The sequence below is a fragment of the Dyella sp. S184 genome, assembly GCF_009766065.1.
GTDB lineage: Bacteria > Pseudomonadota > Gammaproteobacteria > Xanthomonadales > Rhodanobacteraceae > Rhodanobacter.
Genome location: NZ_LMUE01000002.1, coordinates 930,788 through 947,844, shown reverse-complemented (window position 1 = coordinate 947,844; position 17,057 = coordinate 930,788). Strand labels below are relative to the sequence as shown.

The following is a 17,057-nucleotide window of genomic DNA, read 5'->3' as shown; positions in this document are numbered from 1 at the left end:
CAGATTCGGAAATTACCTAGGTCGCGCATATCGGCCGATGCCACGCAGGATTGTTGGCATCGGCACAGCCGAAGGAAAAGAGGTACGCCCGAAGCTACCCTCTTGCGACGTGACGGCCAGGATTTTTGCTGGATCCATTTAGTAAAAGAGCTTTCGAGCGATTTCACTGCACATGTCTTGCATGCATGGTCGCAATCGGCGGACTGGCGAGATACGCCTGAGTACTTTCCGAGGCTGTTGGCAATGCCAGACATCGCATAGGTTGGAATCCCCTTGGTCCAGCGCTGAGCCCACACACAGGAACTCCACCATGAAGCATGTGCAAACAACCAAACACGCCGTCATCCCTGCCAATGCCCCTGCAAACCACCACGCGTTGTCGAAGCCCGAACGTCCGTTGACTGCGCATGCCGCGAATGAGCCGATGCCGAAGTGGGCCAAATATCGCTCCGAAATGGCCAGCGAATTCCCGTCGCCATTTCGTGGAACGAAAGATCCGCTGGCCGAGCAGATCGGCAAGTTTGTTTCGCGCCTTGACCAGTTGCGGCCCGAAGAGGGCGGTCCTGCCTTTCTGGGCAAGAGTCCTGCGCTCACGTACGAATATCCGGCGGTAAAGAACGTCGAGATCAACCAGGAAATGGGCGATCTCGACACCGTGCTGGATGACGTCGTGAAGCTGTTTGAAGGTGCGCCGAACTGGGGCAATCCGTTGACCATGTGCAACGTGATCCCGCAAGCCAATACGGCTGCGATCATTGCCTCCATGCTGTCGCAGGTCTTCTCGGCCAATATCCTTGAAGGCGAATACGCGTGGAACGTGCATCGCGCCGAACTGGAAACCGCCGGCATGCTGGGCAATCTGGTTGGCTGGGACCCGGTAAAGACCGGAGCCATCTATACCTGGGGTGGCGGTGGCTGCTGGACCTACGGTCTGAAATATGGATTGACCCGCGTATTGCCCGATTCGATGCTCAAGGGTATCCGCACCGATGCCAAAGTCATCTGTTCGCAGCAGGCTCATTTCGTGCAGCGGAATGCTTCCGCGTGGATGGGTCTTGGCATGGACAACATCGTGCATGTACGCACGGATGTCGATACCAACCAGATGGACGTCGTTCACCTGGAAGAGATCCTCAAGGACTTCGCCGCCAAGAAGATTCCGGTAGCCACCGTGGTTTGCACCATGGGTACCACCGATGCCAGCGCCATCGATCCCATCGGCAAGGTGCACAAGCTGCTCGATCGCTATCCGAATCCAGAAGGATATGGCAAGGCGGTCCTTTACGCCGATGCCGTGGTCGGCTGGTCCTGGGTGTATTTCAAGGACTACGATTTTGAAAACAACCCGCTGGAATTCTCCGATCGCATCCTGCCGATCCTGAAGCAGAACGGGCAGGCGATGGCCGAGCTGAGCTATGCCGATGCCGTCGGGATCGACTTCCACAAGGTCGGCTGGGCGCCTTACGTCAGCAGCTGCTTCCTCTACAAGAATGCCGAGGAATTCGAAAAGCTGCACCACTGGGCGCCCGATGCGTATCTGCAAGTGCGCACGCCGTACAACCCGATGTACTACACGCTGGAAGTCTCGCGTACTGCCTCCGGTTCACTGGCCGGCTGGGCGACGCTGAAATATTTTGGCAAGGCCGGCATGCAGGCGATCCTTGGAGGCATCCTCGAGACCAAGTATTACCTCTACGACCTGCTCGAAAAGCAGAAGGACATGGTCTGCGTGAATCCGGATGACTCCGGCCTCATCACCTTGTTCCGGGTGTATCCGAAAGACGTTGATGCCCGCGTGCAGTACAAGAAGGAACTCAACGATACGAAGTCACGCGCAGATCTGATCAAGCACAATGAGTTGACCAAGGCGGTCGGCGACAAGTTGTTCGAGTGGTTCCGTGCGGGCAAGCAGATCGATGGCAAGTACACGCCTTACATGAGCTTCAGTACGGGCTTCCGCAACACGGAATACAACCGTGAAGGCGATGATGCCGAAGCCGTGATCTACGCCATCAAGTCGTTCCCGATGAACGTATTCGTGACGCCGGAAATCATGGCGTGGGCGCTGCATTGCGTGCACGCGGCCCGCGATGAGGTGCTGAGGGCGCAATAAATCTCCGTCTGGCGCGGATGGCTACAAGGCCATCCGCGCCATGTTCACGCGTTCCAAGGATCGATCCCATGTCAGCCATCAGCGTTCCGCCTGCTGCAACGACGCCGTCGCCACGCGATGTCAGTGCCACGGCAAAGCCCGCCACATCCAAAAAGAGGGTGGTGATCAGCATGATGGCTTTTGCCATCATGAATATCACCACCATCGTCAGCCTTCGCGGCCTGCCCACGCAGGCCGAATACGGGCTGACGTCGATTTTCTACTACGTCTTCGCCGCGATTTTCTTTCTGGTCCCGGTATCCCTGGTGGCCGCCGAACTGGCGTCGGCCTTTCCGAAGCAAGGCGGCGTATTTCGCTGGGTCGGGGAGGCGTTCGGCCCGCGCTGGGGATTCGCAGCCATGTATTACCAGTGGCAAGCCATAGTGATCTGGTTCCCTACTGTTCTTATTTTTGCCGCCGCGGCACTCGCCTACATCTGGTGGCCGCAGAGCTTCGATGAAGCCCTGTCAAATAACAAGCTTTATACGATCATCGTGCTGTTGGCAGTGTACTGGTTTGTCACGCTGTTTACCTTCCGTGGCATGCAAGCGTCTTCTCGACTGAGTTCGCTGGGGGGGTTGATCGGAACGATCATCCCTGGGGCGGTGTTGATTCTTTTGGGTGCAGCCTACGTTCTGATGGGCAAGCCCATCCAGATGCCAATGCACACCAGCTTTTTCCCCGACTTCGGCGATTTCCACAGCATGGTCCTAGCGGCCAGCATCATTCTGTATTTCGCGGGTATGGAAATGCAGGCTGTGCATGTGCAGGATCTGGAAAATCCCACGCGCAACTATCCACTATCGATTCTTATCGCCACAGTCCTGGTAGTGCTGATTTTCGTGCTTGGCACCCTAGCGGTTGGTATGGTGATTCCAAAGGCCGCGATTGATCTCAATCACAGCCTACTTGTCGCCTATCGCGACCTGTGGGTGGCGATGGGCGTGCCGTGGCTTGGCAATGTGATGGCCGCGATGCTGGCGTTTGGCGTGCTCGGACAGGTCAGCGTAATTGTGGCGGGCCCATCAACCGGCATGCTGGCCGTGGGCAAGGCCGGCTACCTGCCGCACGTTTTGCAAAAGACGAACGCCCAGGGCATTCCGGTGTCGATCCTTCTATTGCAGGGCGTCGTGGTCACCGCACTGTGCGTGGCGTTTACTGTGCTTCCGTCGGTTGAATCGGCGTATCAGATCCTGAGTCAGATGGCGACGATCATCTACTTGCTGATGTACGTGATTATGTATGTGGCGGCAATAAGGTTGCGCTACTCACAGCCGCAGAAAGTACGTCCGTTCAAGATTCCCGGTGGCAATGTAGGCATGTGGATTGTAGGCGTGATCGGCCTGGCCGGTGCTTTGCTCGCCCTTGCCTTGAGCTTTATTCCGCCGCCGCAGATCAAGACTGGCAGCCCGGTCGTCTATATCGCCAGCTTGCTTATCGGTTGTGCAGTGTTCGTGGTGATCCCTTTCATCATCTATGCGTTGCATAAGCCCAGTTGGAAGTCATCGGATTCCAACTTCGAACCTTTCGAGACCGCGAAAGCGGTGGGCTGAGGTCGGGAATGGACGTGAAAATAAGCTTGCACCAATCCGCGTCAACTCCGAAGGCCATCCAGACGGATCTGTGGCGTGCTTCCCGAATCTGGTGCAGTAAAGGATTCCACCGTGTCCTTGTCGCGTCCTGTCTTTTGGCCGCCGCCGGTTCGGCCAGTGCGCAGGACAACGGGTCCGATGTTGGTTACGCGGCGCTACAAAACCAATGGTTTACCGGATCACTGGAAGCGCCGTCACCGGCCCTGCCCAAGGCGGGTCTGGTCGCGCTGGAGCCTTATGCGATCTTCATCAATCCCACCGGTGCCTACGACAACGACGGCCGGCATGACGGGGTAGCCAATCAAGCGAGTCAGTTCGAGTCCGTGCTCGTATTCAAATATGGCATCACTGACCGGCTCACCGTCGAGGCGTTGCCGTCGGCTTCATATATTTCGAGCCAGCAGAACTATTTTACCGGCGTCGGCGATCTGCCGATCGAACTGGAATACCGCTTCAACGACGAAAACAGTCGAACTGGGTGGCCTTCGCTGACAGCTTCGTTCGGCGTCACCTTGCCGACCGGCGACTATCAGCGATTGAGTTCGGCCAGCAACGGCCTCGGCAGTGGCGTATACATGCTTAAAGAGGGGTTGCTGTTGCAGTCGCTGTTCGACGCCAGTGATGGTCATCCCGTGCGGATCCGGGTGTATGGCGCTGCCTTCGAGCCTCTGGATCATGCGGATATCAGTGGCATCAGCAGCTACGGTACCGATAGCGGATTCCACGGAAATGTGATGCCCGGTACTTCCTTTCAAGTCGGCATCGGTGCGGGCTATGCCTTTACCCAGCGCTGGGTGCTGGCCCTGGATATTCTGCAGAACTACGGCGAGAGCTTTCGCACGATCGGCGTGGATTCAGGCAGCGTTGCGGTAAGCACGCGTAGCGCCAGTACGGCCAGTACAGCCATAGCCCCAGCCGTGGAATACAACTGGTCGGGTAGCGTCGGCGTGATCGCCGGCGTGGAATTTACGACCGCCGGGCGAAACACCAGCTCATACGTGTCGCCGCAGATTGCGCTCGCCATTTCGTTCTGAAGGCTTCTTTTGCCCTTGGCGGAAGCTGGCACGGTATGTCGCTCACATGCGTCCGCGTGGTCTTACTTCAGCCAACGAGTCATTCCCATCCACGAAGGAGGCACCATCATGTTGCACACCGTCAAAGATCTGGAACGTTATGCGATTCACGCTAGCGATGGCATCATCGGCCATGTTCGTGGCGCGTATTTCGACGATGAATCGTGGGTGGTGCGCTACCTGGTGGTGGATACCGGTGGCTGGCTGGCGAATCGCAAAGTTCTGATATCGCCCATGTCAGTAGCCGGTGTGAATCAGCTGGACCGCGTGCTGTCGGTTTCCATCACGCGACAGCAGGTCAAGGGCAGTCCCGACATCGATACGGACAAACCAATTTCGCGACAACATGAAAGCGGCTATCTGGGCTACTTCGGTTATCCGTATTACTGGGGCAACGGCGGGTTCTGGGGCGCGGGATCCTTTCCCAGCCTGTTGCTGAATGTCAGCGAACATGGCATGGCCGGGTCGGATGGGCTTAGCAATATCGAACGTACCCAAAGGATCAGTGAGGCTGGATCCGGGCCCGGTGACGATGCCCACCTGCGCAGCTGCGAGGCCGTCGCCGGCTACCGCATCGAAGCGTCCGACGGACATATCGGGCACGTCAAGGGCTTTCTGGTGGAAGAGGCGACCTGGGCGATCCGCTATTTGATCGTGGCCACCAGCGACTGGTGGATAGGACACGACGTGCTGATCGCGGTGCGCTGGATCGACAAGGTGAGTTGGCTGGAAAACTCCGTGACGGTGGGATTGACACGCCAAGCGGTGAAAGGCTCACCCGTTTATGACACTTCCCGTGTGCTTGATCGAGAGCATGAGGTAAGTGTTTTCAAACACTACAAAAAGACCGGTTACTGGACGGACTAGCACGCTTTCGTGGATCGACCTATGCGCGCGTGTCGTTCACACCAATGGATAGCCTGCCTCCTCTGAGTATTTTCCGAACCTACCTAAGATGTCCCGACAGTCTTAGGGTCACGGCTTATCACTCCCCCGAAAACCGAGGACAGCGAGACGCAGTCATATTTCCGGAGCAATTGGCATTTAGGCTGGGGCTGATTTCTATGGTTCGGGATTATTTTTCTGGTTTTTCTAGCGTGGGCAATTGGGGCTATACCTACGCGGCACACAGAAAGTACGGTTTACTAAGGCAGATAGGTGCGCTTGATTTTCTCAACGAGCGCTATGCGCGCGGTGAAATTGCCCGTGACGAGTTCAGCCGAATGAAGGTCGATATCGCGGAAACGGACTGAAGGCGAAGCGCACGCGGCATGCTTCGATGCGTTCGCACATCGGTGATACCAGGGTATACGTCAGCGAGAAGAAAACCTCTTCTCGCTTCTAAGTAATTTCCGACGCTACCGCTTGCGGTTGGTCGGGCCTATGGTCATCACATCGACTACAGAACTGCCGAACCTGCAGTGCCCACCAACGGACTAACTCATGAAAACTGACACGCAACTAAAGAACGACATCACCTCCGAGCTGGAATGGGAGCCATCAGTCAACGCAAATCAGATCGGCGTCGAAGTCAAAGGTGGCGTTGTTACGCTGGCTGGTCACGTTGATAGTTATGCGGAAAAGTGGAATGCGGAGAAGGCGGTCGAGCGTGTTTCGGGTATTCGTGCGCTTGCCGTCGAGATGACGGTGAAACTGCCTGGATCGAGCAGGCGCTCGGATACTGAAATCGCCCACGCAGCTGAGGGCGCACTGAAATGGCAAACCTTTCTGCCGGAAGGCACGATAAAAATCATGGTGGAGAGCGGCTGGATCACTCTGTCCGGCCGGGTGGAGTGGGAGTACCAGCGCCAGGCTGCGACCACCGCCGTGCGTCACCTCCTTGGTGTCAAGGGTCTCAACGACGAGATCGCGATTACCTCCAAGGTCTCTGCCAGCAATGTTAAAACAAATATCGAGTCGGCACTCAAGCGGCGGGCAATTGCCGAAGGGCAGAGAATTTTTGTCGCTGTCGATGGCTCCGATGTCACCTTGACTGGCGAGGTAGATACCTGGACGGAGCGGGAGCAGGCATGGAACTCAGCCTGGGGCACGGCTGGTGTTGAGAAAGTCGTGAACAACATCACCATCATCTGACTGCTATTGCATCTTGGCGAGGTCTTATGGGCCTCGTTAAGTTTTCCGGGCGACATGGCACTTCAAGCAGTGGTACGCCCGGTGATCGCTAGCCAAGGCCTAGTAGATATCTGGTTCGCCTGACACGCCACCAGAAAGCAACTAAGTAGTTTCCGACGCTACCGCAATGATCACAGCGCGCCTATCGTCGCTCCAACGACTACCGAACAGCAAAGCAGCTCGATACCGCTCGCGCGGCAACGCCACTCTCGGAGTCCCTGCGCACCAGTCAATCAGGAATATTTGCGATGAAAGCTTCCGTTTCATTGATGAAGGCACTCGTCTACAAGGGCCCTGGCAAGAAGGCACTGGAAGATCACCCAAAGCCGGTGATTACCGCGCCCACCGATGCCATCGTCAAGATCAGCAAGACGACCATTTGCGGTACCGATCTGCATATCCTCAAGGGCGATGTGGCGACCTGCAAGCCGGGACGTATTCTGGGTCACGAAGGTGTAGGTGTGATCGCCGAGATCGGCGCCGCCGTCACGGCCTTCAAGGTCGGCGATCGCGTGCTGATCTCCTGCATCACTGCCTGCGGCAAATGTCTGTACTGCCGCAAGCTGATGTATTCGCATTGCACTACAGGCGGTTGGATTCTCGGCAACAGTATCGACGGTACGCAGGCACAGTTCGTGCGGATTCCGTACGCGGAGACGAGCTTGTATCCGATTCCCGAGGGCGCTGACGAAGATGCGCTGGTCATGCTCAGCGATATTCTGCCAACCGGGTTCGAATGCGGCGTGCTGAATGGCAAGGTGCAGCCGGGCAATACGGTAGCCATCGTCGGCTCGGGGCCGATTGGTCTGGCCGCCTTGCTTACGGCGCAATTCTATTCCCCGGCCAAGATCATCATGATCGATCTCGACGACAACCGTCTGGAAGTCGCCAAACGCTTTGGCGCCACGGCCACGGTCAACAGCACGGACGGCAAAGCGGTCGAGGCGGTGATGAAGCTCACCGGCGATCGCGGCGTCGATACGGTGATCGAGGCGGTCGGGATTCCCGCTACGTTCGAGCTATGCGAAAAGCTGGTCGCGCCGGGCGGCACCATCGCCAACATCGGTGTGCACGGTACCAAGGTCGAGCTGCATCTTGAGCTGCTGTGGGACCGCAACATCACCATCACCACGCGACTGGTCGACACCGTCAGCACGCCGATGCTGCTGGAGACGCTGCGGGCCAGGAAGATCGATCCGAAGCTGCTGATCACGCATCGCTTCAAGCTCGACAAGATTCTCGATGCCTACAAGACCTTCGGTAACGCCGCTGATACCAAGGCGCTAAAGGTTCTGATCGAAGCCTGACGACAAGACGGTCACGGTAGCGCGACCGAACCCATCCCCGCCGAGTTAACCGGCTCCCGCAAATCCACTGGAAGAACACCTCATGGCTTATTCAAGCGTTAATCCGTTCAACGGCAAGCTCCTGAAGAGCTTCGACGAACTCACCGACAAGGAGCTGGAAGAGAAACTGGTGGCAGCTGAGAAATGCTACAAGACCTGGAAGCACACCAGCTACGCCGAGCGCGCCAAGATTGTCGCCAATGCCGCCAAGCTGCTAGGCGAACGTGTGGACGAGTTCGCGCACACGATGACGCTGGAGATGGGCAAGCGCATCGATGAGGCTCGCGGCGAAGTAAAGTTCAGTTCCGATATCCTGGCGTATTACGCGAAGAACGCCGAGCGCTTCCTCGCGCCGCAGAAGCTCAATCCGACCATCGGCGATGCGCATATGGAGAGCAGCCCGATCGGCGTGATCTTCGGCGTGGAGCCATGGAACTTTCCGTATTACCAGCTCGCTCGCGTAGCCGGCCCGCATCTCATGGCAGGCAACGTGCTGGTGATCAAGCACGCCGGTTGCGTGCCGCAGTGTGCCATCGCGTTCGAAAAGCTGTTTATCGATGCCGGTGCGCCCGTCGGCCTCTACACCAACCTGCTGATCTCACACGCGCAGTCGGACAAGGTCGTCGACGACGATCGCATCAAGGGCGTGGCTTTGACCGGTAGCGTGGATGCCGGTCGCAGTATCGCAGCGCGGGCAGGGCAGAACCTCAAGCCGTCGTCGATGGAGCTGGGCGGCAGTGATGCGTTCATCGTGCTGGAAGATGCCGACCTCGATCACACCATTCCGTGGGCCGTGTGGGGTCGCATGTACAACACGGGACAGACCTGCTGTGCGGCCAAGCGCTTCATCGTCGTGGACAAGATCGCGGACAAGTTTCTCGAGCGATTTTCCGCCGCGCTTGGCGCGCTGGAAGCCGGCGATCCGCTTGACGAGAAAACCACCATGGGACCGCTTTCGACCGAATCGGCGCTGGTGCAACTGCTGAAGCAGGTCGATGACGCTGTGGCACACGGTGCACGCGTCATCCTTGGCGGCAAACGCGTGGTCCGTCCGGGCTCATTCATGCATCCCACCATTCTTATCGACGTGGCGAAGGATAACCCCGCGTTCCGTGATGAATTCTTCGGACCGGTGGCGATGTTCTTCCGCGTCAAGGACGAGGACGAAGCGATCGAGCTGGCCAACGATTCCGACTTTGGGCTGGGCGGATCGGTGTTTACCAGGGACATCGAGCGCGGTCGCCGCGTTGCCAGCCGCGTCAACACCGGAATGATGTTCATCAACAACATCAGCTGGTCCGATGCCGAGCTTCCGTTCGGTGGCGTCAAGGATTCCGGCTACGGGCGCGAGCTCGGCGACATGGGCATCCAGGAGTTCGTCAACAAGAAGCTGGTGCGCTACGCCAAGGTCGAAGCGCCGGTCTGATCGTTGCGTTGGATAGGGCGCTTCCTTGCAAGCGCCCCATCTTGGGCGAATGGCCGCAGCGGATGGTTTGGATCCATGCACCGAAAGACATGCCACTGATAGGCCACGCACATGAAATTTCTTGTCGAACTGGATCATCCGAAAACCGGCCAACGGTTGGACGTCGTCGCCGCACACGCCTTTGTCGAGGAAGTGCTCTTTCCGACGCTGGACCGTGCGGAAGCACTGGTCAAGCAGGGCTGCATTCTGGCCGGCGGTCCGGTGGCTGGCAGTATCGCGCTGCGCTTCATCGCCGAGGTGGAGTCTGCGCAGCATCTGGATGAGCTTGTGTCGAGTATTCCGCTGTGGTCGGTGGCTTATACGCGAGTCACGCCATTGATCGAATTCAGTGATCGCCGACCGCATCTGCAGGCGCTGCTTCAGCAGCGCGTCATCCCCCTGGCGGACGAGTCGCACGCACGCATCGCTTGAACGTCCTGGATTCGAGTTTTGGCCTTCGCCGGTCGGTCGCCAGTCGTTCATTCCAACCACGGAGCTTCCGATGTACGTCAACGTTGCCATTCTCAAAGAAACCCAGCCGCACGAGCGTCGCGTGGCATTGACGCCATCGGTCGCACCCAAACTGATCAAACTCGGCGCCAAGCTGTACATGCAGTGTGGCGCTGGCAACGCCATCCAGTTGCCTGATGGCACGTACAAGGATGTCGCCTTCGTCAAGGAACGACGGCGTCTGGTCAGCGACGCCGATGTCGTTCTCGCCGTGCAGCCACCGGCCATCGAGGTGATCGACGCAATGAAGGAAGGCGCCATTCTCGTCTCGTTTATCTACGCAGAGAAGCATCCGGCACTGGTGCAGAAGCTGCTAGATAAAAAAATCACCTGCTTCGCGATGGAACGCGTGCCGCGCATCTCGCGCGCGCAGTCGATGGACGCGCTATCCAGTCAGTCGGCATTGGCTGGCTATTACGCTGTGCAGCTTGGCGCGACGCACCTGGCGCGCATCTTGCCCAAGATAACTACGGCTGCTGGGGCGATCGGACCCGCCAAGGTCCTGGTGATGGGGCTCGGTGTCGCCGGCCTGGAGGCCATCGCAACGGCGCATCGACTGGGTGCCGTGGTGGAGGGCTATGACGTACGGCCGGATACACAAGGGCAGGCGCTGTCGTTGGGTGCCACCTTTGTCGATACCGGAATCGATGCCACCGGCAAGGGCGGCTATGCACGCGAACTCACGCCGGAAGAAAAGACCAAGGTCGCCGACGTGCTGACCAAGCATATCCAGCAGGCTGACCTGGTCATCACCACGGCGGCCATTCCCGGCAAGCCATCACCGAAGCTGATCAGCAAGGCACAAGTCGCCGGCATGAAAGCCGGGGCCGTCATTGTGGACCTCTCCGCTGAGGGCGGCGGCAACTGCGAGGACACCGTGCCCGGAGAAACAACCACGGTCGGTCTGGTCACGATCGTGGCGCCGCTGAACGTGCCGTCGTTGCTCGGCGAAGATGCCAGCGAACTCTATGCCAAGAACCAGTACAACCTGCTGGCGCTGATGATGAAGGACAACATCATCACCATCGACTGGACTGACGAAGTGCTCGCCGGCACCGCGCTCACGCACGCCGGTACGCTGAAGAAGCCGCTGTCTGCTGCTACCGATGCGGACAAAACCTCCAAAGCAGGCCAGCAAGCTGCAACACCACCCACCACAAAAGCAGCATGAGCGGATCGCTCATGATCTTGCTCCGGAAACCCCATGACCATTGACGGCTTTGTTGCCATTTACATTTTCATGCTTGCCGCGTTTGCCGGCTGGGTCATTATCGGTCGCGTACCGGCGATCCTGCACACGCCGCTGATGTCCGGCTCCAATTTCGTGCATGGCATCGTCGTGATCGGCGGACTCTATGCGCTGCTCAACGCCAGCACGGTGCTGGAACAATGCATCGGCTTTGTCGCCGTGCTGCTTGGCGCTGGCAACGCCGCCGGCGGCTACGCCGTGACCGATCGCATGCTCGCGATGTTTCAGACCAGCGGCCACCAGGGCGCGCACGCTACCGCCCACAAGACTGTCGCACACCGCACCAAAGCCAAACAGCCGAAGAAAGGTTGAGGAACGGACATGCCCACGATGCTTCCCTCATTAGTCATCGATGCCGTTGGTATTGCGGTCGCCTTTCTGCTGATGTTCGGACTGTGGCGAATGTCCTCGCCGGTGACGGCGCCCAACGGCATCAAGGTTGCCGGTGTTGGCATGGCCGCCGCGGTTATCGCCAGCTTTCTCTATCTGTTCGATGTCAGTGCCGCGGCCAAACCCCATTTACCGATCAACATCGGACTGGCTCTTGTTGCCTTGGCGATTGGCGGCGGCCTGTCGTGGTGGGGCGGACGCAAGGTCGCGATGACAGCGATGCCGCAGATGGTCGCGCTTTACAACGGCATGGGCGGTGGTGCTGCTGGCGCCATCGCCGCGATGGAGCTGTTCGGCAGCCGCGCGCACGGTATCACGCAGCTGGGCGTGACCCTGCTCGGTGCGTTGATCGGCGCGGTATCGCTGTCCGGCTCACTGATCGCGTGGGCCAAATTACAGGGAGTGCTGAAAAAGCCACTGCGCATCAAAGGTCAGCAGATCATCAACGCGGTGGTAATGCTGTTCACGCTGGTGGCCGGCCTCTACATCATCTTTATTGAACAGAGCGGCAGCGTGCCTATCCTGCCGATGCAGGGTCTCATCTGGCTGTTCTTCGGTTGTGCGATGCTGTTCGGCATTTTGATGACTCTGCCGATCGGCGGTGCCGACATGCCGGTGGTGATCTCGATCTATAACGCCTTCACCGGGCTTGCCGTTGGCCTGGAAGGTTTTGTGTTGCAGACCCCAGCGTTGATGATCGCCGGCATGCTGGTCGGTGCGGCAGGCATTCTGCTGACCCTGCTGATGGCCAAGGCGATGAACCGTTCGGTAAGCAATGTGCTGTTTACCAATTTCGGCGATGTGGCCAAACAGAAGCAGGGCGCGATCAAGGGTAGCCTGAAGCCGACAGCGGCTGGCGATGCGGGTATCGCGATGCGCTATGCGAGTAGCGTGATCGTCGTGCCAGGCTATGGTCTCGCCGCGGCCCAGGGGCAGCAAAAGCTGTATGAGTTCGTGAAGCTGCTGATCGCCGCGGGCGTCAAAGTGCGTTTCGCCGTGCATCCGGTCGCCGGCCGCATGCCCGGGCAGATGGACGTGCTGCTGGCCGAGGCCGGCGTGCCGTATGACCTGATCTTCCAGCTCGAAGACATCAACGAAGATTTCTCCAATACCGACATCGTGCTCGTCATCGGTGCCAACGACGTGGTCAATCCGTCTGCGCGCACCGACAAGACTTCGCCGATATTCGGCATGCCGATTCTCAACGCCGACAAGGCCAAGCAGGTTTACGTGGTCAAGCGCGGCGAGGGCAAAGGCTACGCCGGCATCGTCAATCCGCTGTTCTATGCGGACAACTGCAACATGGTCTACGGCGACGCCCAGGCGGTGATGGCAATGATGATCGAAGCCGTACGTGGCCTCGGCCTTTCCGCCGCCGCGTAATACCCGATGACGCGCATTAGTAACGGAATAGCTCCTCCCATCCCCAGGTATCCCATCATGACCCGTCAAATGCATGCTGCCGTCGTCGAAGCCTTCGGCAAACCCCTGGTTTTGCGCGAGTGGGACGTCCCCACGCCAGGCCCGGGCCAGATCCTGGTCAAGACCGAAGCCTGCGGCGTTTGCCATACCGACCTGCACGCTGCGCGCGGCGACTGGCCGCTGAAGCCGCCCTTGCCTTTCATTCCCGGTCATGAGGGTATCGGCATTGTGGTTGCGCTGGGTGCTGGCGTCATCAGCGTGAAGGAGGGTGAGCGCGTCGGCGTGCCGTGGCTCTATTCGGCCTGCGGTCATTGCGAATACTGCCTTACCGCGTGGGAGACGGTTTGCGCGAAGGCCGAATTCGGCGGCTATACCAAGAACGGCGGTTTTGCCGAATACATCCTGGCCGATCCCGACTATGTCGCGCACGTACCACACGATCTGGCCGCAAAGGAAGCCGCGCCGATCATCTGCGCCGGCATCACGACCTACAAGGGCATCAAGGTGGCTGACGTCCGGCCCGGGCAGTGGATTGCCATCTCCGGCATCGGCGGACTAGGTCACTTGGCCGTCCAATATGCGAAGGCTATGGGATTGAAGGTCTGTGGCGTCGATATTGATGACGGCAAGCTGGCGCACGCTACCCGGTTGGGTGCTGATGTCGTGGTCAATGCGAAGAATGGCGACCCGATCGAAGCGGTGCGGGCAGCCACTGACGGCGGCGCGCATGGCGTATTGATTACCGCGCCGTCGCTGGGTGCGTTCAAGCAGGGCGTCGGCATGACGCGCAAGCACGGTACTTGTGTTCTGGTCGGGCTGCCGCCGGGCGAATTTCCCGTGCCGCTGTTCGACGTGGTGGCCAACTGCATCACCGTGCGCGGCTCGTTCGTCGGCAATCGCGCGGACATGGCCGAATGCCTGGCCTTCGCGGCGCAAGGCAAGGTCAAGGCGGATATCGAGCTGCAGCCGTTGACAGCCATCAACGATATTTTTGATCGTTTGCAAAAGGGCGACGTGCCGTCGCGTGTAGTGCTCGATTTTGGCCCGCTTTGATCGGGTTCCGCCTCAATTCTTGCCACCGATCGGAGCACGGCCATGAAAAACATGAATGGATACGCGATCACCTTTTCCGCGGTTCCAGCAAAAGGTTTTGATGGTGAAAAAACCTATCGGTCCAGTTACACCATCACCGGTCCCGGAAAAGAGCTGGTCGAGTCGATTCAGGGCGGCATCGAACACGAGATGAAGAGCGATGCGCTGGATGAGGCGCAGATGATGGGTGAGCGACGTCTCACCAGCCTCGCGACGTATGGCGTGCACCACACGTATCACCAGTCATGGACCACTTCATGAAAGCCTCGCACATGGAAAAACGCGACAAATCGCTGCCAGCTGAGTCATCGCCCCCCGCTACATCGCAGCGACGCACGCTGGAAACGCTGTTTCGCCATCCCTCGGCGCAAAATATCGAGTGGGGCGATGCACTCGCGTTATTCGAGGTTCTTGGTGAGGTAGAGCATAAGGACAACGACAAGTGGATGCTGCAAGTCGGTGGCGAATGCCAGTTGATGCATCAGCCACACGGCAAGGATCTGACCGGGTTGGAAGTGGTCCAGCTGCGGAAATTTCTGCAGCGGGCAGGTTGGTCGGCGAAGGGTGAAATGGGTACACCTTGCGAAGCCACTCAAAAACCAACGAGCTTTTTGGTGGTCGTGGATCACCACGAGGCGAACATTTATCACATCGGCGCGGATCCGCGCGACGTTACCCGACAGGAAATCAAACCTTGCGACCCTCATCACTTCCTGCATCACCTCGCGCATAAGGATCAGGACCGTGAGCGCGGCCAGCGCGCACCGGAAGATCCTGGCTTCTATGCACGCATTGCGTCGGCGCTGGCGATCGGTGGAAGCATCGTCGTGGTTGGCCATGGCACCGGCCACAGCAACGCGGCGCACCACTTGGTCGAGCATCTGCGCGCGTGTGATCCAGATACCTATGCACGCGTCGTCCGCGAAGTGGTCGCCGATTTATCCAGCATCACCCCAGCTAAACTCCTGGAAATCGCCGAGCAGACGGCATGATGATGCGCTGTCATACCGATACTTGCCCAGCGGCGGCTAAATCTCCTAGCGTGCAAAAGCCGAGCTGTTTGCCGCCAGCATTAGAAGTAAAGCGAACCTTGCTGAACAGCGAGACTGCCTTGCTCGATCTCCTTCAGATGCGCGAAGCAGACCTTCTGTCGGTCAACGCGGGCATTTCGTCGTTCGACCTGATGACCAATGCGGGCACCGCCGTGGCCGGCGTCATCACTTCGCGCTGGACCTCGCGTCCGCTGCTGGTGCTGTGCGGGCCAGGTAATAACGGCGGTGATGGTTTTGCGGTGGCACAGCAGCTTGTCGAAGCAGGCTGGCCGGTTCGGATCGCGATGCTCGGCTCACGCAATGATTTGAAAGGTGAAGCACGTCGCCACGCGGAGTGCTGGCAGGGCAAAGTCGAAACGCTCGATCCGAACGTACTGAAAGGTGCCGAGTTGATCGTTGACGCGCTATTTGGTGCGGGGTTGAGTCGCGCGCTCACCGGCGCTGCACTGGAGACGCTGGCTGCGGCGGCCCATCATGGAGCGCCGATCATTGCCATCGACGTACCCAGCGGCGTGATGGGGAATACGGGTGAAGTCATGGGAGCCGTGCGCGCCGCGCTGACAGTGACGTTTTTCCGCAAGAAGCCAGGTCATCTATTACTACCCGCGCGCAACTTATGTGGCGAGGTGATCGTGACTGATATCGGTACGCCGTTGTCGGCGCTGGAAGCGATTGTTCCCACGACATTCGAGAATGATCCGTGTCTTTGGCGCGCCGACTTGCCCAAGATATCGGATGAGGCCAACAAGCACACCCGTGGTCACGCGCTGATCTTTGGTGGTTACCCAATGACCGGTGCAGCGCGAATGGCTGCCCGTGCCGCCGCGCGAGCTGGCGCAGGGCTGACCACTATTGCAGTGCCCGAAGTGGCACTCCGCATCTACTCGGCGTCGCTGGTCAGCATCATGGTCCGGCCTATCGTGACGCCGGACGATTTCCTGCACCTGCTGAATCGCAGCCGGTTTTCGGCGTGGCTGATCGGCCCGGGTGCAGGAGCGGACAAGGAAACACTTGGGCGCACCTTGGCCATGCTTGCCACGGGTTGCCCCACGGTCATCGATGCCGATGCCATCACCGTATTCCAGGACAATCCCAGCGCGCTTGATCGGGCAATCAAAGGCCCCTGTGTGCTGACACCGCACGACGGCGAATTCCGACGGGTGTTCGATCCTGCGGGCGACAAGCTTGCGCGCACACGTGCGGCCGCCAAGCGCAGCGGTGCTGTCGTCGTGTTGAAGGGCAGCGACACCGTGATTGCCGCACCGGATGGCAACGCGATCATCAATACCAACGCACCGGCAACGCTAGCGACGGCCGGCTCAGGCGACGTACTCGGCGGCATCATTCTCGGCCTGATGGCGCAGGGCATGACAGCATTTCTTGCCGCCGCCGCAGGTGTGTGGTTGCACGGTGCCGCCGCAGCCGAATTCGGACCAGGTCTGCTAGCGGAAGATTTGCCAGATATGCTTCCGCGTGTATTCCAACGGCTGGCTTCAAACGCGAACTGATAATTGCTCAGCGAGCATTGAGCAACTAGTCGATTTATCGCTGCATGGACTTCATACCGTTCAATCTCGGTAA

Annotated in this window: 16 protein-coding genes; all 16 read left to right on the top strand. The window is 58.8% G+C overall.

Annotated elements, in window-relative coordinates; translation table 11 throughout:
- The first annotated feature begins 310 nt into the window (after positions 1–310).
- The 16 genes from GSQ75_RS04050 to GSQ75_RS03975 all read left to right on the top strand — a co-directional run bounded on the left by GSQ75_RS04050 (position 311) and on the right by GSQ75_RS03975 (position 16,984).
- Positions 311–2,113: a pyridoxal-dependent decarboxylase gene (locus GSQ75_RS04050; RefSeq protein ID WP_216840599.1), complete on the top strand. Its 1,803-nt coding sequence runs from the start codon at positions 311–313 to the stop codon at positions 2,111–2,113.
- A 68-nt stretch (positions 2,114–2,181) separates the two neighbouring features.
- Positions 2,182–3,705, top strand: a complete 1,524-nt coding sequence (gadC, locus tag GSQ75_RS04045; protein WP_158753222.1) for a putative glutamine/gamma-aminobutyrate antiporter GadC — start codon at positions 2,182–2,184, stop codon at positions 3,703–3,705.
- Positions 3,648–4,778, top strand: coding sequence for a hypothetical protein (locus GSQ75_RS04040; RefSeq protein WP_216840598.1), 1,131 nt, complete (start codon positions 3,648–3,650; stop codon positions 4,776–4,778). The genes gadC and GSQ75_RS04040 overlap by 58 nt, the downstream gene beginning before the upstream one ends.
- A 15-nt stretch (positions 4,779–4,793) precedes the next feature.
- The gene (locus GSQ75_RS04035; protein WP_216840597.1) at positions 4,794–5,684 is read left to right on the top strand and encodes a PRC-barrel domain-containing protein; all 891 of its coding nucleotides are present in this window, start codon (positions 4,794–4,796) and stop codon (positions 5,682–5,684) included.
- Positions 5,685–5,854: 170 nt separating this feature from the next.
- Positions 5,855–6,070, top strand: coding sequence for an SHOCT domain-containing protein (locus GSQ75_RS04030; protein WP_216840596.1), 216 nt, complete (start codon positions 5,855–5,857; stop codon positions 6,068–6,070).
- A 190-nt stretch (positions 6,071–6,260) separates the two neighbouring features.
- Positions 6,261–6,911, top strand: a complete 651-nt coding sequence (locus GSQ75_RS04025; protein WP_158753221.1) for a BON domain-containing protein — start codon at positions 6,261–6,263, stop codon at positions 6,909–6,911.
- Between the two features lie 287 nt (positions 6,912–7,198).
- On the top strand, positions 7,199–8,257 hold the full coding sequence (locus GSQ75_RS04020; RefSeq protein WP_254058423.1) for a zinc-dependent alcohol dehydrogenase family protein: 1,059 nt from the start codon (positions 7,199–7,201) through the stop codon (positions 8,255–8,257).
- An 82-nt stretch (positions 8,258–8,339) separates the two neighbouring features.
- A complete protein-coding gene (locus GSQ75_RS04015) occupies positions 8,340–9,722 on the top strand; it encodes an NAD-dependent succinate-semialdehyde dehydrogenase (protein WP_158753220.1) in 1,383 nt (460 codons plus the stop codon).
- Positions 9,723–9,833: 111 nt separating this feature from the next.
- A complete protein-coding gene (locus GSQ75_RS04010) occupies positions 9,834–10,193 on the top strand; it encodes a muconolactone Delta-isomerase family protein (RefSeq protein ID WP_158753219.1) in 360 nt (119 codons plus the stop codon).
- Positions 10,194–10,263: 70 nt separating this feature from the next.
- The gene (locus GSQ75_RS04005; protein ID WP_158753218.1) at positions 10,264–11,442 is read left to right on the top strand and encodes an NAD(P) transhydrogenase subunit alpha; all 1,179 of its coding nucleotides are present in this window, start codon (positions 10,264–10,266) and stop codon (positions 11,440–11,442) included.
- 33 nt (positions 11,443–11,475) lie between these two features.
- Positions 11,476–11,832 carry an NAD(P) transhydrogenase subunit alpha gene (locus GSQ75_RS04000; protein WP_158753217.1) on the top strand — a complete coding sequence of 119 codons (357 nt, stop codon included), beginning with the start codon at positions 11,476–11,478 and terminating at the stop codon, positions 11,830–11,832.
- Positions 11,833–11,841: 9 nt separating this feature from the next.
- Complete coding sequence (locus tag GSQ75_RS03995; protein ID WP_158753216.1) at positions 11,842–13,293, top strand: NAD(P)(+) transhydrogenase (Re/Si-specific) subunit beta; 1,452 nt, start codon at positions 11,842–11,844, stop codon at positions 13,291–13,293.
- Positions 13,294–13,350: 57 nt separating this feature from the next.
- Positions 13,351–14,385: a zinc-dependent alcohol dehydrogenase gene (locus GSQ75_RS03990; protein ID WP_158753215.1), complete on the top strand. Its 1,035-nt coding sequence runs from the start codon at positions 13,351–13,353 to the stop codon at positions 14,383–14,385.
- Between the two features lie 42 nt (positions 14,386–14,427).
- Complete coding sequence (locus GSQ75_RS03985) at positions 14,428–14,685, top strand: hypothetical protein (protein WP_158753214.1); 258 nt, start codon at positions 14,428–14,430, stop codon at positions 14,683–14,685.
- The gene (locus tag GSQ75_RS03980; protein ID WP_158753213.1) at positions 14,682–15,416 is read left to right on the top strand and encodes a hypothetical protein; all 735 of its coding nucleotides are present in this window, start codon (positions 14,682–14,684) and stop codon (positions 15,414–15,416) included. Before GSQ75_RS03985 ends, GSQ75_RS03980 begins: the two co-directional genes overlap by 4 nt.
- A gap of 119 nt (positions 15,417–15,535) precedes the next feature.
- Positions 15,536–16,984, top strand: coding sequence for an NAD(P)H-hydrate dehydratase (locus GSQ75_RS03975; RefSeq protein ID WP_216840595.1), 1,449 nt, complete (start codon positions 15,536–15,538; stop codon positions 16,982–16,984).
- Positions 16,985–17,057 lie beyond the last annotated feature (73 nt).